Genomic DNA, 14,285 nt, shown 5'->3' with positions numbered 1-14,285 from the left:
AGAACGGTCCTCCCCAAAGCCCACACCCACGCCCCCCCTGGCCACCCGTCCCGCAAACCCCCGTTGCTGATTGGGGGGGGGGGGGGGGGGGCGCCGGGGGCCCCCCCCCCGCGGTTCACTGCCGGTTCGGACCGCTCCGTCAGCTGCCGCACAGCGGGACGTCGGGCAACTGGTTGTCCGGATGGCTGATGTAGATGTTGGACATGTAGCCGCCGTACTGGGGCAGGTACGCCCACCAGTCGTTGCTGTAGGGCGGCACGGAGACGAGCTGGCCCTTCTTCTGGCAGCCCACCAGCACCTCCACACCGGCGGGCAGCCTGGTCAGCACGTTGTTGTCCCCGATCGCAGGCTCCCGGCGCACGTTGACGTCGGAGCTCCAGGTTCCGTACCACTTCCCGGACACGGCGACCGAGCCGGGCACGTTCAGCGAACGGGTCAGACGGCCGATGTCGGTGTAGGCCTTGCCGTAGGTCGTGCCGTCGGGGTGCAGGGTGAGGACGGCGACGATGGAGCGGTCACCGGATCCCACGGTGCCCGTCGTGTGCAGCGCGGGTCGCGTGAGATCCACGGCGGCGGCCGCGAGCGCACCGGGACCGGGGTCACTCGCAGGCGCCGCCGCTCCGGCCGGTGTGGGGCTGCAGGTGCCCTGCGCGTAGCGTCCCGACCAGCCCTGTTTGACGGCCCACGGCCGGCCGAACGCGGACGCGATGCCGAAGTGCTGGTCGAAGCTGTCGGACGCGCACCTCGTCGACTGGCGGAGGTTGTCCATGATGAGGTCGCGGACGGGCGCCGGGGCCTTGTCGAGGATGTACCGGTACGTCGTCACCGTGTCCCGGGCCGACATGGCGGTGTAGCCCCACATGCCCTCGTGACCGGCAGGCGGCGGCACCGTGTCGACGAGGCCGAGCCGGGCGACCATGCGAGCGACCATGGCGTTCCTGCCGAGAGCGTCCCAGTAGTGGTCGGCGGCCGTGTCGCTGCTGCTGCGCAGCATCGCGTCCAGCCGCGTACGGTCGGCTGCCGGAACGATGTAGTCGGGTCCTCGGTTCCAGAGGAAGTCGAGTGCCATCAGCAGTTTGACCACGGAAGCCGAGCGAAACTGCATGCCCGGGTTCACCTGTTCGGTGAAGGCACCTGTCTGCCGGTCGAAGACGGCGACTCCGGCGGTCACTCCGGGGGGCACCTGCGCGGTGCTGCCCAGGATGACCGGGGACGTGCCGTCGGGCCGTGCCGGTGCCGCCGAGGCGGGGGAGAGGCCGGCGCCGGCGAGCAGCAGCGAGCACACCACCGTTGCCATCATGAGGAGGTACCGGGGCGTACGGACCGGAGCAGGTGTGGCGGTGAAGCGCATGGAAGACCCCCCGGCCTTATGGAATGTTGCATTCGGTCATGCCGGGCCAGGGATCGGTGGAGGTCCACACGTCCACCGCGGGGATGAACCCCCAGCCCTGACGGCCGCCTTCACCGAGGGCCGACCGGTCGCCCTGGGTGTAGTACCAGATGTTGTTCCCCCCGCTGTGCTGGGCGCCCCTGCCCCAGCAGACGAACCAGCTGGACGAGGTGTCGATCCAGCCGATCACCCCGCAGGCGGAGATGAAGCTCGCGCAGCCGTACAGCGGCGCTCCCGCGCGGTTCCCGCACACCCAGTCGGCCGGCCAGGTGCGATTCGTCCACACGTCGTAGTGACTGACGTTGCGCTTGGTGCACGACGCCTGGGCGCCGGCGGGTCCCGCTTCGGACTGCGTGGTCACCGCGACGGGCGCGGGTCGTGGCGATGCCTGGGCGGCGGCGCTCCCGCCGAACACCATCACCACCATGGCGGCCAGCACGGCCACCGTTCGTCTCACCAGCATGAGGCTTCCCCCGGTGTCTCGGTCGATGGTCACGAACGCCTGCGAGCCTTCCACCGCCGGACCACGCTGTCACCGGTCGCTCTTATGAGACATGACAGGCGATCGATGAGGTTTTCTCCATGACCGCAGGTGGGACCGCCCGCGTCCGCCCCTCCTGCGGACCGACGCCGTAGGCCCGTGAAGGCCGTCGACAGGGCGAAGGCGCTGCCGCGGCCCACGGGGTGGGCGATCGCGCCGATGGTGTCGCCGGTGTCACGCAACCGGTCCGCGGCGAGGACGGGGATGAGGTGCCGGCCGGCGCAGTATGTCATCGAGGGCTCGCCGACGCTCCGACCCGGCCGGCGAGGGTTCGCGGCATCGTGCCCTCGGGGGAGTACCCCGGTGACGTGAGGGCGGCGCGGTGCACGCCCGTTGCCGGGCGGCAGCGCCGCGACGGCGGTGCCGCCGGGAACTGCGCGTCGGCACGCTCATCCGCATGGGCGACGCGCTGTCAGTCACCCGGGCCGGGCAGGAGGGGTGCTCGCCCGGCAGCCGGCGATGGCCGTCACCGCGATCCCGGCGGTCGACGTCACCCTCACTGTCCTGGCCCGCCGCCGGACCTCATGGCGGCCCGACGGTCAACGGCGTCTCCTCCGGCCTCACCCGGTTCCTCGGCATCGCCGCAGTCCAGGCCACCGCCCGGGCCGCAGGGCACGGCGACCTGCGCCGGGCCGGCCTCACCGGCCCGCCGAGCACCTCACCGGCACCCCGTACACGCGTCCCGGGCGGTCCGCGGCGGGAAGCCGACGCGACTTCACCCGGACCGGACACCGACCGGTGCCCGGTAGCGGCGGCCGCGCCGGACGGTCAGGCCCCGTCGGGAAGGTCGAGTCCGGGGGAACCGGCCGGCAGCATCGTGCGCACGGCCTCCGGGGTCGCGATGCCGGGGAGGATCTGCTCCCACCAGCGAGCCAGGCGCTCGTGGAGGTCACGCCGGTCGCACGTGACGTGGGAGAGCATCTGGATGCCGGTGAAGGAGCCCACCACGCTCGCCGCCACGTCCTCGGGGGCCATCTCCGGCCTGAGTTCGCCGGCGCCCTGGGCACGGGCCAGTTCGCGGCCGAAGGCGCGCAGCCACCAGTCGTAGAGGTCGGAGTCGTTCGCCTGGAAGGTCCCCCGTTCCACCGTGAGCCGTATGCTCGCCCGGAACAGGACGTCCGTGCGCAGCCGGCGGGCCAGCTCGTGGGTGAGGTCGATGACCTGCTGCATGGGTGACGCGGACCGGCTGCGGGTCTCGACCGGGATCTCGGTCTGCGCCGCCATCACCCCGCGCGCGATCTCCTCCTTGGACGCGAAGTGGAAGTACATGGCCCCCTTGGTGACGCCGCTGCGCTCCTGGATCTCGTTGATGCTCGCCGCCGCGTAGCCCCGTTCGTCGAAGACCTGGGCCGCCCCGACGAGGAGTTTCCGCCGCGTCTCGATCGCTCGTTCCTGTCGGGCCATTGCGTGACACCCTCGTTTCCGCGTCATGTCGGACTCATGAAGAGCCTGATGAGGTACGGCCAAAACAAACCAGACGTTGGGTATTGTATGGCTTCGAAAGCTGTATCGCGATCATTTGCGCCCGGAGGGCCGAGTGGCGGCTTCCGGGAAGCAGCGCAGACAGGAGCCGTGTGACATGCCGGTCGACCTCTCCCTCTGTTCCTTCCTCACCGCTCGCACCCCCCGCCCGCCGACGAGCACTTACGCCCCCTCTCCTTCGAGCGGACGGCACCGCGCGATCTCGTCCACCGGTGGGCCGTCGGCGAGGTGCTGCTCACCGACTGGATACGCCTCGGCCCGCACCGCTTCAAGGTGGGAGCGCAGTGGCCGCGCGGCCACGGCTTCTACGGCCCGGTCGACGGCCTCTGGCGCGACCCGCTGCTGGCCGCCGAGAGCATCCGCCAGACGTTCTCCCTGGTCAGCCATGTCTTCTACGACCTGCCCCGGGACCATCCGACCCTGATGACGGACCTCCGTTTCACCCTCTTCCCCGATGCCCTGCGCCTCGGCCACCGACCGGTCGACGTCGAGCTGACCGTCGAGGGCACCGACGTGAAGCTGCACGGTGGCCGCCTGGCGGGGATGACGATGGAGGTCGGGCTCGCGCGGGGCGCCGTGGCCCTGGGCCACGGCCGGATGACGTTCAACCGCATGCGGCGCTCGGTCTACCGGCGGCTGCGGGGCCCGTACGCCGAGATACCCGCCGGCCTGCCCGACCAGCCCGCGCCCTGCCTCCCCACCAGGTCGGCCGCACCGCCGAGGCGGACGTGGTGCTCGGCCTCCCGCCGGCCGGTCACGGCCCGGCTCGTCCCGACGAGGGGGTCTGGCCGCTGCGCGTCAACTGGGCGCACCCCACTCTCTTCGACCACCCCACCGACCACGTCCCCGGGATGCTCCTGCTGGAGGCCGCGCGGCAGGCGGCACACCGCCTCGCGGGCCCCGGCACGGTCCTGACGCCCGTGATGGCCAGCCGGTTCCACCGGTACGTGGAGTTCGACAGCCCCTGCCTGGTGCGCGCCCGGCTGCTCACCACCGGCACCGCCAGCGGGGAGGTCCAGGTGGCAGCCGAACAGAACGGCGCCATCGCCTACGAGTGCGTGCTCACCGCCCACCGCGTGCCCGCCTCAGCGAAGGACGGACGGTGAACAGGCCGCGCGTCCTGGTCACCGGCGGGTCCGGGTTCGTCGGCGGCACGGTCGTCCCGCTCCTGCGGTCCGCGGGGGTGCGGGTGCGCGTGCTGGCCCACCGGCGGTCCCCGGCGGCGGGACCGCGGGTCGAGGTCGTGGAGGGCGACCTCACCGACCCCGCCACTCTGCGCGGCATCTGCCGCGACGTGGACTGCGTGCTGCACCTCGCCTCGTACATCGGCAAGGACGAGGAGCGGTGCGAGGCGGTGAACGTCGACGGCACCCGCCACCTGGTGGCCGAGGCCGGCCGGGCGTGGGCGGGCTCGTGCAGCTGAGCACCGCGGCCGTGTACGGCAACGGGCCGTTCCGCGGGACGGCCGAGGGCGCGGTGGAGCCGCGCCCCGTCTCGCCGACCAGCCGCAGCCGCCTGGCCGGCGAGCGGTTCGTGCTCGGGGCGGGCGGCGCGGTCCTGCGCCCGTACCTCGTCTGCGGCCGGGGGGACAAGTGGGTGATGCCGGCCCTGCTGCGGACGGTGCGGGCCCTGCGCTCCGGGCTGCCCGAGGGCGGGTCGGCGCTGCTGTCGCTCACGGAGGTCGGCGGTCTCGCCACGACCCTCGCGCGGATGGCCGTGACCCCACCGTCGCGACGCGCGACCGGTGTCCTCCACGCCTGTCCGCCCCGGCCGGTCAGCCTGCGGGACCTGGTGGTGGCCGCGCACCGGCACCTCGGCTTCCCGCTCGTGGAGGGCGACCAGCCGTTCGAACGAGCCAGGCGGGAGCTGATCGCCGCCGGGTGCGACGGCCATCTCCTGGATCTGTTCGGGGTCGATCACTGGTTCGACGCGACCCGGCTGCGGACGGCGGGCGGCCACGCGCCGGACATCGGCCTCCCCGCGGGCCTGGCGGCCCACGCCGCCTGGTACCGCGAGCAGTTGTTCTGACGGACCCGGGCCGCGGCGCCGCTCCGTACACCCGGGGCCGGCGCCCGCCCGCGACGCGGCGGTCCCGTCCGGACGGGCGCGACGGGAGCGCCCGGGCCGGAGCCGGGCGCGTCCACGCCCCGCTCCGCCCTGCCCTCCACCATGCGCCCGCTGGTGCCTGCCCGGACCGCGGACGGCCGGAGTAACGCAGGGCACACGGAAGACGGCTTCCTTGGAATAAAACCAAACGTTAGGTTTTCCATGAACAAACCAAACGTTTGGCTTTTAGTCTCGTGGCCCTGACGCCTCCTCAAGGAGAGACCCGTGCCCTCACCGATCGTGATCGTGAGTGACGCACTGCCCGGTGACACCCTCGCCGCCCTCCAGACCACGTGCGACGTCCGGCACGTCGACGGCCGGGACCGCCCGGCCCTGCTCGCCGCCATGCCCGACGCGGACGCCCTGATCGTCCGCAGCGGCACCCGGGTCGACGCCGAGGTGCTCGACCGGGCGCCCCGGCTCCGAGTCGTCGCCCGCGCCGGCGTCGGTCTCGACAACGTGGACACCACCACCGCCGACGGCTGGGACACCTACCCCGCCGTGCTCAAGCCGGCCTCGCGCATGTCCAGTTCGGGTGTGCGCGCGGTCGCCGGACCGGACGCCGTCCCCCCGTTGCTGCCCGGCTACGGTCCCGACGAACTGCTCCTGCTCGAGGAACGGATCACCGGCCGCGAGTTCTCCGTGGAGACGCTGGTCCGCGACGGCGCCGTGCTCTGGGCGGGCATCACGGCCAAGGACACCAACGAGTCCGCCACGTCGTTCTTCACCGAGACCGGTCACACTTCCCCCGCGCCGCACCTCACCCCGGCGCAGGAGGAACTGCTGCTCGACGCCAACGCGCAGTTCCTGCGTGCCGTCCGGTTCGGCACCGGCATGAGCCACGCCGAATTCCGGCTGACCGCCGAGGACCGGGTGGTGCTGATGGAGGCCGCCGCGCGGCCGCCCGGCGACGCCATCACCCGCCTGTGGCGCCTGGCCACCGGCATGGACCTGGACGCCGCCCTGCTGGACCTCGCGCTCGGCACCGAGCCGTCCACCGCGCCGCCGCGCCGCCGGGCCCGGCAGGTCTACCTCGACCACCCCCGGGGCCTGCTGGCGGACGTGACCGCCGAGGACGTACCGGTCCACTGGGTCGGCGAGCAGGGCCGGTGGCCCGACCTGCCGCCGCTCGCGCCGGACGCCCCGGCCCGGGCCCGTGCCGTCCTGGTGAGCCGCGGCCGCGGCGACCTCCTCGGCGACCTGTCCGACTCCCAGGGCAGGTCGGTCTCCGTCGTCCTGGACGGTCCCCTCGACTCCGACCTCGGCACCGCCACGCGGGACGCCACCGCCCGCGTGACGATCCACGCCGTGCAGCCGTCGCCCGCCGAGACGTCCGAGGAGGCCCTGCGATGACCGCCCGTCCCACCACCGCCACCGCACACCACGGCTCCGGGCGCGCGGACCGCGACGCGGCCAACGCGCTCGCGGTGGCCCGCCTCACCGCCGCCCGCCCCGTCCTGGAGACCGTCGCCCCCGCGGGCGAGGTCGTCCCCGGCATGACCCCCCGGACGATCCTCGTCTCCGGACCGCCCCTGCCGTGGGAGCGGTACGCGGGCGGCCAGCGCCGGGCCGTCGTCGGCGCCGCGCTCTACGAAGGGCTCGCCCGGGACGAGGACGAGGCCGAGGCGCTGCTCGCCGACGGCACCATCGTGGTGCGCCCCTCGCACGACCACGCGACCGTCGGCTCGCTCACCGGCGTGTGCACCGCGTCGATGCCGGTGGTCGTGGTGCGGGACGAGACGTCCGGCCGGCGCGCGTTCTGCCGCATGAACGAGGGCGCCGACCGGGCCTCGCTGACCTTCGGGGTCTGGGACGCCGGAGTCGGCGCCCGGCTGCGGCACGTCAGCGAGGTCGTCTCGCCCGCCCTAGCCGAGGTCCTGGACCACCTGGGCGGGCTCGCGCTCACCCCGGTCGTCCGCCGGGCCCTGGCCATGGGCGACGACCTGCACAGCCGGCACAAGGCAGCCGGGGCGCTGTTCCGGGCCGCAGTGCTGGACGCCGTACTGGACCTGTCGCGCGGCGGGGTCGCGGAGCGCCACAGGGCGCTGGCCGCGTACCTGCGCTCGGCCGAGTACCTCTTCCTGCACCTCGTGATGGCGGCGTGCAAGGCCGCGGCCGACAGCGCCTCCGGCATCCCCGGCAGCACGCTCGTCACCGCGATGAACCTCAACGAGCAGCAGTTCGGCCTGCGGGTCTCCGGTCTCGGCGACCGCTGGCTGACCGCTCCCCTCCCGCCGGTGTCCACGCTGCGCGGCCGGCTGTACGACGGCCGGACCACCGACGACCTGGCGTACGTCGGCGGCGAGAGCCTGATCACGGAGACGGTCGGCCTCGGCGGCATGGCGGCCGCGGCCGCCATGCCGCTGCAGGACCACTCCGCCGGTACGCCGCGGGACATGATCCGTCTGACCGAGCGCATGTACCGGATCACGCTGAGCGAACACCCCGAGTACCGCATCCCCGCCCTCGCCTACCGGGGCGTGCCGTGCGGCATCGACGCGGCGCGCGTCGCCGAGACCGGCATCGTCCCCGCGATCCACCTCGGCGCGACGCTGCGCGAGGGCGGCCACGCCGGCGCCGTCCTCTTCCTGCCCCCGCTCGAACCGTTCCGGCGGGCCGCGGAGCTGCTGTCCGCGCCCTAGCCGGCCACCACGCCCGCGTTCCCGCCACCCCGCGCCATCCGGAGATCCCCGTGACACACTCGCCCCCTTCCCCCCACCAGGGCACGGACACCGTGTCCGCCACCCCCGCCCCGGACGGTGCCGACCGGCCGGCCGCCTCTCCCGCCCCGCTCGGCCCGGTCCGCAGCTGGCTGGCCGTCGTCGCCGTGGGCATGGGCGTCTTCGCCTTCACCACCACCGAGATGGTCCCGATCGGCCTGCTCCCGGCCATGAGCCGTGACCTGCACGTCTCCGAGGGCACCGTCGGCCTGTCGGTGACCCTGTACGGCGCCATCGCGGGCCTGTTCGCCCCCGTGCTGACCGTCGCGACCCGCCGCCTCGACCGCCGGCTGCTGCTCCTGCTGGTGCTCGGCGTCTTCGTCGCGGGCAACGCCTTCACCGCGCTGTCCTCCTCCTACGCCGTCCTGATGGTGTCGCGGCTGCTGACGGGCTTCGCCCACGGAGTGATGTGGTCGATCGCCGCGAGCATCGCCATCCGCCTGGTGCCGCCGGCCCAGGCGGTCCGGGCCACGGCGGTCGTCTTCAGCGGCATCTCCATCGCCTCCGTGGTCGGCGTCCCGTTCGGCACCTTCATCGGCGGCCTGTCCGACTGGCGCACCGCGTTCTGGGCGATCGCCGGGATCGGCGTCGCGATCCTCGCCGCGGCGGCCTTCCTGCTGCCGCCCCTCGCACCGCGCACCGTGGTGCGGCTGGCCGAGCTGCCCCGGCTGCTGCGGGACGAAAACCTCCGCATCGCCACCCTCGTCACGGCCGCCATGGTCATCGGCCACTTCGCCGCGTACACCTACGTCGCGCCCTTCCTCGAACAGGACGCGGGCATCCCCTCGGACTGGGTCAGCGCACTGCTGCTGCTGTACGGCGTGGCCGGGGTCGTCGGCAACTTCGCGGGCGGCGCGGCGGCGGCCCGTGCCCTGCGCGCCACCACGCTCACCTGCATCCTCCTGCTTGCCGCGGCCGTCGTCGCACTGGTGGCGAACGGCCGGTGGCATCCCGGCACGGTGATCCTGCTGCTGGTGTGGGGCATCGCGTACACGGCCCTGCCGGTCTGTCTGCAGACCCTCGTCTTCGCCAGCGCCCCGCAGGCCCCGGAGGCCGCGACCTCGCTGTACATCTGCGCGTTCAACATCTCCATCGCGCTGGGCGCGCTGATCGGCGGATGGTTCGTGGACGCGTCCGGCCCCTCCGCGGTGATGTTCCTGGGCGCCGGGTTCAGCATGCTGGCCGCCCTGCTGATGACCCGGTACCGCGTCGCGCGGCCGGCACAGCCGTGACCGCCGCCGCACCGGCCGGCATCCCCTTTCCGGAGGCTCCCATGACCCCGACCCCGGCCGGACCGCCGGTCGACCTGCGCTCCGACACCGTCACCCGCCCCGACGCGCGGATGCGCGAGGCCATGGCCCGCGCCGAGGTCGCCGACGACGTCCTGGACGGCGACCCCACCATGCGGGAGCTGGAGGAGGCGGTCGCGCACCGCCTCGGCACCGAGGACGCCCTGTGGGTGCCCTCCGGCTCGATGGGCAACCTGATCGCGCTGTGCGTGCACCTCGAACGCGGCGACCGCTTCCTCGCCCCGGACCGCGCGCACGTCCTGGACCAGGAGGTCGGCACGGCGGCATGGCTGGCCGGCGGACTGCCCCGCGCACTGCCCTGGACGGCCGGCCCCGGCACGCCGAGCCCGTCCGACGTCACCCGGGCGGTCGCCCGCGGCGGGCCGTACTTCGCGCTGCGCGACCGGCTGCTGTGCCTGGAGAACACCCACAACGCGGCGGGCGGCACGGTCACCACCGTGCAGGAGCACCGCCGGCTGGTCGGCGCGGCGCACGAGGCCGGGCTGCTGGTGCATCTCGACGGCGCCCGCCTGTGGAACGCGGCGGTCGCCCTCGGCGTGCCGCCCGCGGACCTGGCCGACGGCGCCGACACCGTCCAGGTCTGCCTCAGCAAAGGGCTCGGCGCGCCGGTGGGCTCGGTGCTGGCGGGCGGCACCGCGTTCGTGCGGGAGGCGCGCCGGGTCCGCAAGATGCTCGGCGGCGGCATCCGCCAGGGCGGGGTGCTGGCGGCAGCCGGCCTGGTGGCCCTGGAGCGCGTGGACCGCCTGGCCGAGGACCACGACCACGCCCGGCTGCTCGCGGCCGGGCTGGCCGAGCGCGGCTGGAAGACCGACACCCCGCAGACCAACATCGTCCTGCTGCCGGTCGACGACCCGCCGCGCACCGTCTCCCTGCTCGCCGAACGCGGTGTCCTGACGGTTCCCACGGACACCGGCGTGCGCATGATCACGCACTGTGACGTGTCACGCCGTGACGTCCTGCGGGCCGTGGAGTCCTTCCCGCCGCCCGGCTGAGCCGCACCCGCACGTCCACGGGCCCCTCGGCACCGACGCGCCTCCCCGCACACCACGCCGGGTGCCGGCCGGGCCCGTGCGCGGCCGGCCCGGCCGCCGCCCCCGCACCACCCGTCGACCCTCTCCACCCGGAGCACCCATGCCGTCATCGCGTACACCGCGCAGTCGCCTCCACCACGCCGAGCCGGCGGCCTCCCCCGGGCCGCCGGCCGCAGCCGCGCTCCCGCCGGGCGGATCCGGGGCACTGCCGCTGGCCGGGGCCGTCGCCGGAGGCGCCGCACTGGCCCTGGAGTCCGTGGTCAACGGCCGGCTCGGTGAACACACCGGGTCCGTGTCGGCGGCCGCCTGGTCGAACACGCTCAGTCTGTGCGTCGCGGCGGCGGCCGCGCTGTTCCTGACCGGACTGCGGCCGGCGTTCGCCGCGCTGTCGGCGGCGCTGCGGTCCCGGGCGCTGCGGCCATGGCACTGCCTCGGCGGCCTGGCGGGCGGCAGCATGGTCCTGACGCAGGCGCTGACCGCCGCCGCGCTCGGCCCGGCCCCCTACACGCTGGCCCTCGTCTCGGGCCAGACGCTGTGCGGGGTGGCGGTGGACCATCTCGGCCTGGGCCCGGGCGCCCCGCGCCGCGCCACCCGGCGCCGCCTCGCGGGCGGCCTGCTCGCCGTGTGCGCGGTGGCCTTTCCGGTGCTGGCCGCCCCGGACGCGGACCGCACGGTCGCGCTCGCCGTCCTGCCGTTCCTCGCCGGCTGCGCCCTGTCCTGGCAGATGGCGGTGAACGGCAGGGTGGACGAGGCCGCCGGGAAGCACCCCTACCCGGCGGTCCTCTTCAGCTTCGCCACCGGCACCGCGCTGATGGCCGCCGCCCTGGCGGTGCTGACGGCCCTCTCCGAGCTGCCCGCGCCCCGGTCCGGCCCGCTGTGGCACTACACCGGCGGCCTGCTGGGCTGCGTGGTGGTGCTGTCCGCCGTGCTGACCGTGCGCCGCATCGGGGTCCTCGCCGCGGGGCTCGGGATGATCAGCGGGCAGGTGCTCGGGTCCCTGGCACTGGGCCCGCTGCTGGGGGAGCCGCCGGCGCACCAGGGGACGGTCGCGGTGGGGGCGCTGCTGCTGATCGGCGCGGCCGTGCTGGCGGCTCCGGCCGGCGACCGGCCGCGGCCGGACCCTCTCACACCGCCGGTGGCCGAGCACCCGTTCGACGGGAGAGGGAAGTGACCCCCGGTGGTACGACAGCAACGCGCCGTCCGCTCCCGTGACGCCATCGTGCGGGCCGCGGCGCACGTCATCGACCGGTACGGCCTGAAGGCCGCGACGATCTCCAAGGTGAGCGCCGAGGCCGGCCTGTCCAAGGGCGCGGTCTACTTCCACTTCGCCGACAAGGACGCGCTGGCCTCCGCGCTGGAGTCGGAGGCGGCACGCGCGCTCGAGGAGCTGGCCGCCGCCCGTGCCCGCGAGGGCGGCCCGGCGCTGACGGCAATGGTGGAGACGACCCGTGAACTGGCCGGCCTGCTGAGCCGCGACGTGGTCGTACGAGCCGGATTCCAGGTCAGCTGCGACCGTGCCGAAGGCGGTGTTCCGGTCCTGCGCCGACGGCTGACCGCGCTCCTGCTGGGGCTGCTGGAGGACGCCCGGCGCGACGGCAGCCTGGCGCCGGGCGTCGCGGTCGAGGACGTCGTCGCCGCCGTCCTCGCGGTCACCGTCGGCGTGCAGATCCTCTCGCGCCAGCCGGACGCCGCCGTGGAGGTCTCCGGGGCCCTGGAGCGTTTCTGGCACGCCGCGCTGCCGCGGCTGATCCATTGACCGCCGGCGCGGATGTCCCGCAGCCCGGGGTTCCTGGCCGGCGGTGCCGCGGGGGCCCCGACCCGCGGCACCGCCCGCGTCCACGACCGGGCGCGCCGTACCGGGCCGGGGCCACGGCCACGGCTACGGCTGGGGCAGGCGGGTCTCGACGTCCCGGTGCGCGGCCCCCCGGGGAGTCTCCTGGAGGGCCCGCTCGATGTGCCGGGCCAGGCTCTCGGGGTCCTGCGCGTGCGCGAGGTGCCCCTGGCCGGGCATGGTGACCACGCGGGCCCGGGGCAGGGCCGACGCGAACGCGGCGAACGCGTCGCCGTAGGGCGGGACGCCCTCGTTCTCGGCGCCCAGCAGCAGGGTGACGGGCAGGTCGAGCGTGCCCAGCTCCCGCAGGTCGGCGGGGTGCCGGTCCAGGGCCGTCAGCTCCCGGACCAGCGGGGCGGCCAGGCGCCGGAGCACCTGCCAGGCCGGGCTCCGACGCAGCCGCGCCACGTACTCCTCGGAGAACCCGGACACCTCGCGGTTCACGATCTCCACGGCGCGGTCCAGGTCGCCGGCCTCGTCGGCCTCCCGCAGGGCGCCGAGCGCGTGGCGGCCGAAGGGCCGCACGACGGGTTCGTAGAGGATGAGCGAGTGCACGGCCGCGGGGCGCCGCGCCGCCGTCTCCAGCGCGACGAGTCCGCCGAAGCTCCAGCCGAACAGGTCCACCCCCTGCTCCGCGTCCTCGGCGGCGACGATCTCGTCGAGCACACGGGCCAGGTCGTCGATCTCGGTGCGCACCGAGTAGTCCGCGCCGAGCTCACCGCTGGGCCGGCGCCCGCGCCGGTTCAGCACGTAGACCGGTCCGGCCGGCTCCAGCGCGTCCACGACCGGCTGCCAGGCGGCGGCGTCGGCCATGACCCCCGGCACGATGAGCAGGGGCCTGCCCGAGCCGTCCCGCCGGGTCAGAGTGATCCGGACGCCGTCGCGTTCCACCTCGAGCACGGTGCTGTACCTCCCGAACGAGCCCCTCTGCCCGCGGACGGGCACACACGGCATCCCCAACGAGACGGCCCGGCGGGGGAAACGGCGCGTTCCGGCCGCCCGCGAGGCCCCCGGGCGGTGGGACAGCGCGTCGAGGGCGTCCTGGACGTGCTTCGTCGTGATCTGGCGGGGGTCGCTGAGACCGGCGGCGGCCCAGGCGTTCAGGGTGCCGGTGGCCTCGGTGACGCGGTTCTCGACGGTCTCGGGGCTCGGGTCGCCGTCGTCGTCCTGGACCGGCCCGGCATCCACCTCGTCGACATCACCACCGGACGCACCACCGAGACCGTGAAGACCGGCGACGACATCCTGTCCACCCAATTCGACGCCACAGGAACGTACTTCGCGATCCTGCGTCAGGGGTCGGTGTTCGAACTGTGGCGACGCGGGGATCCGCCGCACAAGGGGATCGGCCCTTTGCGCAGCATCGCGGAGTCGGAGGCCACGCCGTTCGCCGCCACCTTCCTGGAGGGCGGGGGCCGCTATCTCGTCGCGGCGAACAACGCCGTCCGCGTCCGCCGGATCGGCGAGCCCGGCTACGAGACCTTCTACTCCTTCACCGGCCCGCGCGACAGCGCACTCGACGGGCAGCACGCCTTCATGGGCGCCTCAGCGGACGGCAGCACCGTTCTCCACATCGGTCCCGACGGCACCGGCGGAGCGCTCCACCTGGCACCGGACCGGTGGTACCGGCAGCTGTGCGACATCATCGGCGGCCGGGAACTCACCCGCGGCGATGCGGCGTTGCTCCCGGCCGACCCGAGGTCCCGGAGACCCTGTGCCGAGGACGACTGAGGGCCTGGCGCCGATCGCGGGCGCGGCGGGCGACAGGCGGCGGAGGAGCGCGGGCTCCCTCGGGCGACGAGGGCCGCCGACATCAGCAGGGTGCCCGCGACGGGAGGGCCGGCCGGCGGCCGCACCGGTTGCCGGAGGCGGTG

14 protein-coding genes and 2 pseudogenes are annotated in these 14,285 nt (G+C 74.5%); 11 read left to right on the top strand and 5 right to left on the bottom strand.

Translation table 11 applies throughout. The features are described 5' to 3' along the window. Nucleotides 1-139: 139 nt before the first annotated feature. The 4 genes and pseudogenes from ACIF8T_RS24755 to ACIF8T_RS24740 form a co-directional block, all read right to left on the bottom strand. Nucleotides 140-1,300, bottom strand: coding sequence for a hypothetical protein (locus ACIF8T_RS24755; protein ID WP_400038417.1), 1,161 nt, complete (start codon nucleotides 1,298-1,300; stop codon nucleotides 140-142). 67 nt (nucleotides 1,301-1,367) lie between these two features. Beyond that, nucleotides 1,368-1,853 carry a hypothetical protein gene (locus ACIF8T_RS24750; RefSeq protein ID WP_400038270.1) on the bottom strand — a complete coding sequence of 162 codons (486 nt, stop codon included), beginning with the start codon at nucleotides 1,851-1,853 and terminating at the stop codon, nucleotides 1,368-1,370. Between the two features lie 82 nt (nucleotides 1,854-1,935). Next, a pseudogene (locus tag ACIF8T_RS24745) lies at nucleotides 1,936-2,209 on the bottom strand (hypothetical protein); the annotation flags it as partial. A gap of 490 nt (nucleotides 2,210-2,699) precedes the next feature. Beyond that, the gene (locus ACIF8T_RS24740) at nucleotides 2,700-3,335 is read right to left on the bottom strand and encodes a ScbR family autoregulator-binding transcription factor (RefSeq protein ID WP_400038269.1); all 636 of its coding nucleotides are present in this window, start codon (nucleotides 3,333-3,335) and stop codon (nucleotides 2,700-2,702) included. A gap of 195 nt (nucleotides 3,336-3,530) precedes the next feature. Here ACIF8T_RS24740 and ACIF8T_RS24735 point away from each other — a divergent pair. From ACIF8T_RS24735 to ACIF8T_RS24690, 10 genes and pseudogenes are all read left to right on the top strand, one after another. Next, nucleotides 3,531-4,007 (top strand): annotated as a pseudogene (locus ACIF8T_RS24735) (AfsA-related hotdog domain-containing protein); the annotation flags it as partial. 134 nt (nucleotides 4,008-4,141) lie between these two features. Further along, complete coding sequence (locus ACIF8T_RS24730; protein ID WP_400038268.1) at nucleotides 4,142-4,519, top strand: AfsA-related hotdog domain-containing protein; 378 nt, start codon at nucleotides 4,142-4,144, stop codon at nucleotides 4,517-4,519. After that, complete coding sequence (locus ACIF8T_RS24725) at nucleotides 4,516-4,836, top strand: NAD-dependent epimerase/dehydratase family protein (RefSeq protein ID WP_400038267.1); 321 nt, start codon at nucleotides 4,516-4,518, stop codon at nucleotides 4,834-4,836. Before ACIF8T_RS24730 ends, ACIF8T_RS24725 begins: the two co-directional genes overlap by 4 nt. Then, the gene (locus ACIF8T_RS24720; protein WP_400038266.1) at nucleotides 4,827-5,441 is read left to right on the top strand and encodes an NAD-dependent epimerase/dehydratase family protein; all 615 of its coding nucleotides are present in this window, start codon (nucleotides 4,827-4,829) and stop codon (nucleotides 5,439-5,441) included. Before ACIF8T_RS24725 ends, ACIF8T_RS24720 begins: the two co-directional genes overlap by 10 nt. Before the next feature lie 303 nt (nucleotides 5,442-5,744). After that, nucleotides 5,745-6,872 (top strand): ATP-grasp domain-containing protein, encoded by a 1,128-nt coding sequence (locus ACIF8T_RS24715; protein ID WP_400038265.1) that lies wholly within the window; start codon nucleotides 5,745-5,747, stop codon nucleotides 6,870-6,872. Then, nucleotides 6,869-8,161, top strand: a complete 1,293-nt coding sequence (locus ACIF8T_RS24710; protein WP_400038264.1) for a DUF1116 domain-containing protein — start codon at nucleotides 6,869-6,871, stop codon at nucleotides 8,159-8,161. Before ACIF8T_RS24715 ends, ACIF8T_RS24710 begins: the two co-directional genes overlap by 4 nt. 50 nt (nucleotides 8,162-8,211) lie before the next feature. Next, nucleotides 8,212-9,471 (top strand): MFS transporter, encoded by a 1,260-nt coding sequence (locus ACIF8T_RS24705; RefSeq protein ID WP_400038263.1) that lies wholly within the window; start codon nucleotides 8,212-8,214, stop codon nucleotides 9,469-9,471. Nucleotides 9,472-9,512: 41 nt separating this feature from the next. Continuing rightward, nucleotides 9,513-10,541 carry a GntG family PLP-dependent aldolase gene (locus ACIF8T_RS24700; RefSeq protein WP_400038262.1) on the top strand — a complete coding sequence of 343 codons (1,029 nt, stop codon included), beginning with the start codon at nucleotides 9,513-9,515 and terminating at the stop codon, nucleotides 10,539-10,541. Nucleotides 10,542-10,680: 139 nt separating this feature from the next. Beyond that, nucleotides 10,681-11,751: a DMT family transporter gene (locus tag ACIF8T_RS24695; RefSeq protein WP_400038261.1), complete on the top strand. Its 1,071-nt coding sequence runs from the start codon at nucleotides 10,681-10,683 to the stop codon at nucleotides 11,749-11,751. A 6-nt stretch (nucleotides 11,752-11,757) separates the two neighbouring features. Further along, on the top strand, nucleotides 11,758-12,336 hold the full coding sequence (locus ACIF8T_RS24690) for a ScbR family autoregulator-binding transcription factor (RefSeq protein WP_400038260.1): 579 nt from the start codon (nucleotides 11,758-11,760) through the stop codon (nucleotides 12,334-12,336). A 123-nt stretch (nucleotides 12,337-12,459) separates the two neighbouring features. Here ACIF8T_RS24690 and ACIF8T_RS24685 read toward each other — a convergent pair whose 3' ends face one another. Continuing rightward, nucleotides 12,460-13,311, bottom strand: a complete 852-nt coding sequence (locus ACIF8T_RS24685) for an alpha/beta fold hydrolase (RefSeq protein WP_400038259.1) — start codon at nucleotides 13,309-13,311, stop codon at nucleotides 12,460-12,462. 117 nt (nucleotides 13,312-13,428) lie between these two features. Between ACIF8T_RS24685 and ACIF8T_RS24680 the strand changes: the two genes are divergently transcribed. Further along, nucleotides 13,429-14,142: a hypothetical protein gene (locus ACIF8T_RS24680; protein WP_400038258.1), complete on the top strand. Its 714-nt coding sequence runs from the start codon at nucleotides 13,429-13,431 to the stop codon at nucleotides 14,140-14,142. Nucleotides 14,143-14,285 lie beyond the last annotated feature (143 nt).

This window comes from Streptomyces sp. NPDC085946 (assembly GCF_044540485.1).
Lineage (GTDB): Bacteria > Actinomycetota > Actinomycetes > Streptomycetales > Streptomycetaceae > Streptomyces.
Note: the sequence above shows the minus strand (reverse complement) of the source record. Positions and strands in the feature narration are given on the sequence as shown.

Bases quoted from the DNA above. Each gene is read 5' to 3' on its own strand.
- ACIF8T_RS24755 (WP_400038417.1), bottom strand. From the start codon at position 1,300: ATGATGGCAACGGTGGTGTGCTCGCTGCTGCTCGCCGGCGCCGGCCTC.
- ACIF8T_RS24695 (WP_400038261.1), top strand. From the start codon at position 10,681: ATGCCGTCATCGCGTACACCGCGCAGTCGCCTCCACCACGCCGAGCCG.
- ACIF8T_RS24740 (WP_400038269.1), bottom strand. From the start codon at position 3,335: ATGGCCCGACAGGAACGAGCGATCGAGACGCGGCGGAAACTCCTCGTC.
- ACIF8T_RS24700 (WP_400038262.1), top strand. From the start codon at position 9,513: ATGACCCCGACCCCGGCCGGACCGCCGGTCGACCTGCGCTCCGACACC.
- ACIF8T_RS24750 (WP_400038270.1), bottom strand. From the start codon at position 1,853: ATGCTGGTGAGACGAACGGTGGCCGTGCTGGCCGCCATGGTGGTGATG.
- ACIF8T_RS24710 (WP_400038264.1), top strand. From the start codon at position 6,869: ATGACCGCCCGTCCCACCACCGCCACCGCACACCACGGCTCCGGGCGC.